3 protein-coding genes and 1 pseudogene are annotated in these 2,742 nt (G+C 45.7%); 3 read left to right on the forward strand and 1 reads right to left on the reverse strand.

What is annotated here, in order from left to right; translation table 11 throughout:
• On the forward strand, window positions 1–300 hold a 300-nt coding region (locus QUA38_RS28400), incomplete at its 5' end, for a hypothetical protein (RefSeq protein WP_333167766.1).
• 331 nt (window positions 301–631) lie between these two features.
• Here the strand turns inward: QUA38_RS28400 and QUA38_RS28405 are convergent.
• The gene (locus tag QUA38_RS28405; RefSeq protein ID WP_333167768.1) at window positions 632–787 is read right to left on the reverse strand and encodes a hypothetical protein; all 156 of its coding nucleotides are present in this window, start codon (window positions 785–787) and stop codon (window positions 632–634) included.
• Between the two features lie 36 nt (window positions 788–823).
• Here QUA38_RS28405 and QUA38_RS28410 point away from each other — a divergent pair, with 36 nt between their 5' ends.
• Together QUA38_RS28410 and QUA38_RS28415 are read left to right on the forward strand one after the other, a co-directional pair.
• On the forward strand, window positions 824–1,588 hold the full coding sequence (locus QUA38_RS28410; protein WP_333167770.1) for a sulfotransferase domain-containing protein: 765 nt from the start codon (window positions 824–826) through the stop codon (window positions 1,586–1,588).
• A 722-nt stretch (window positions 1,589–2,310) separates the two neighbouring features.
• Window positions 2,311–2,742 (forward strand): annotated as a pseudogene (locus QUA38_RS28415) (3-deoxy-7-phosphoheptulonate synthase); the annotation flags it as partial.

Here is a 2,742-nt window from a genome sequence, read left to right on the forward strand (position 1 = left end):
AGCAGGGATACGATAACTTTGGATAATTTGCTCTTAAACATTGACGCCTTCCTGAATAATTTCAGAGATGGTATTGCAGGTAGTTACTGCTCGACAGTACAATCCCATCTTTATATTGTTCCCATTTTTTGCAACTTGCATATCAGCCTCTTGCACAAATTTAAATCTGTACTTTGGCTGAAAAATAAAACCCACAAACCCGCAACCAAAATCGCCGCCGATAATAATATATTTTTCCGCGAAAGATTTGCCCCCCACGGATTAGATATTCCTAACTCCACTCTAATCTACTTAAATTGAAATGTCAGTCGCCAAAGCGAGAGTGAATGCGATCACCCAAAAACAGTGATCGCGATCATATTCGATGTATTTCCCAGCCCACCCCGGCAGGCTTTGTTTGTCTAGGCTCAGTTTCAACCACCGGAATCTAGAATAATGTAGAGAGGGCGATCGAATTGTGGTTAAGCCTCTCATACCAATTTTATATGAGGCTGCATAGAATCTGATCCCCCCTAACCCCCCTTAATAAGGGGGGGACAAGAGCTTAGTCAAAGTCCCCCTTATTAAGGGGGATTTAGGGGGATCGAAATATATGCAACTTCACATTAAATTGGTATCGGTGCAATCAAATCTAAATTGGGCGATCGAATTGCCGTAATGCCCCTAAGTGCGATCGAATTGCCGTAATGCCCCTAAGTGCGATCGAATTGCCGTAATGCCCCCAAGTGCGATCGAATTGCCGTAATGCCCCCAAGTGCGATCGGTACAAATGCCAAATCCCAAACACTGTCAGTACAACTGCAAAATATAAAACCTACAACCTATGAAACAAACTCCCAAACCCCCCGACTTCATCATCATCGGCGCCCAAAAAGGCGGAACAACATCGCTTTACGCCTATCTCACCCAACATCCCCAAATCGCCCATGCCACCCAAAAAGAAGTACATTATTTTGACTTAAACTTCGACAAAGGCCCAGACTGGTACTATGCCCAATTTCCCCTGCCCAAACACGGCCCCAAAAAAATCACCGGAGAAGCCAGTCCTTACTACATATTTCACCCCCACGTTCCCCAGCGAATTTATGATTTATGTCCCAAAGTTAAAATCATCGTCCTGCTGAGAAACCCCGTCGATCGCGCAATTTCCCACTACTATCATTATATCAGAATAAAATACGAAACTCTCTCATTAGAAGACGCGATCGCCGCCGAACCCGAAAGACTCAAAGGCGAAATGGAAAAACTCCTAGCCAACCCCAAATACTATAGTTACGAACACCAACACCACACCTATCTAGCCCGCGGCATTTACGCCGATCAACTCCCAGCCTGGATGAAACTTTTTCCCAAATCACAAATCTCAATCATCAAAAGCGAAGACTTGTATAGCAACCCAGCCCAAACCCTCAACAACGTCCTCGAATTTTTAGACTTACCGCCTCAGCAACTACCAACCTACGGCAAGCTCAACTCCAGCGAATATCCGCCCATCAGCGAGACAGTATACGAGCAATTGAGAGCATATTTTCGATCGCACAACCAAAGACTAGCCGAATTGTGCGATCGAGATTTCGGCTGGGACTAATCAATATATCTCCCTTTCATCAAAGTATCGTTCCCCCTACCATCGGAAAGCTCCCTCTTGTCCCCCCCTTATTAAGGGGGGTTAGGGGGGATCTAAACTGCGCTATAAACGAGATATAGATGAGGACTTTAAATACTCATGCCCCCCTTAATAAGAGGCGTTAGGGACTATCGAAACGAAGCTATAAACGAGACATATTCCTGATTAAGGGGCGAAAAGAGCGATCGAACTCCACCTTACTACTTAGCCCCTCGATCCCCCCTAGCCCCCCTTAACAAGGGAGGGACAAGAGCGCCCATTATACAAATTTTTTTCTCAAAATAGGTTGACATCCGAATCTCCCTGTGCTAGCTTGTGCAATAGTATTGTGTTTAACCCACAAATCGCAGCACTTCACCTATGTTCACAGCCAACAGCTATTTTTATTTTTGGTACAGCAAAGTTCGCCCGGAGTGAATTTGCAATTCACTATGAACATCCGGGCGAACCGCAGATTAACACCTGCGGTTTTGTTTTTTCTACTTCTTTTCCCAACAACCAATCGACTACAAGCGAAAACAGCAATGACATTATTCAGTAACTGGTACGACAGCTTCTATTTTTGGCCCAACAAAAGTTCTGGGTAAATTGTCGCGCTGTCTTTTCGCACCAACCCGGAACCCCTAAAAGTTCCGGGTTTTTTGTTGTCAACCACCCACTTAAATTTCCAGGAAAATACCCTCATGTTAGAAGCCAAACTCGTCACTAAATCTCATCCAGAACACCAAACAATTGTCAAACTCTCAGAAACAGTCTCAGTCGGCGGCCAAGAATTATTAATCATCGGCGGCCCCTGTACCGTGGAAAGTTCCGCACAAATGGAAACAGTCGCCTGCCAACTATCCGCCGCATCCGTTCAAGCTTTGCGAGGCGGAGTCTACAAACCCCGCACATCTCCCTATGCTTTCCAAGGGATGGGAATTGAGGGACTGGAAATTTTAGCCGATGTCAGCCGGCGTTACGGTTTACCCGTCGTGACAGAGGTAATGTCGATCGCCCAAATCGAGCCAGTTGTCACCTATGCTGATATGCTGCAACTAGGCAGTCGGAATATGCAAAACTTCGAGTTACTAAAGGCGATCGGTCAAGCCGGAAAACCAGTCCTCCTAAAACGC

The organism is Microcoleus sp. Pol12B4 (assembly GCF_036701385.1).
In the GTDB taxonomy this organism is placed as follows: domain Bacteria; phylum Cyanobacteriota; class Cyanobacteriia; order Cyanobacteriales; family Microcoleaceae; genus Microcoleus.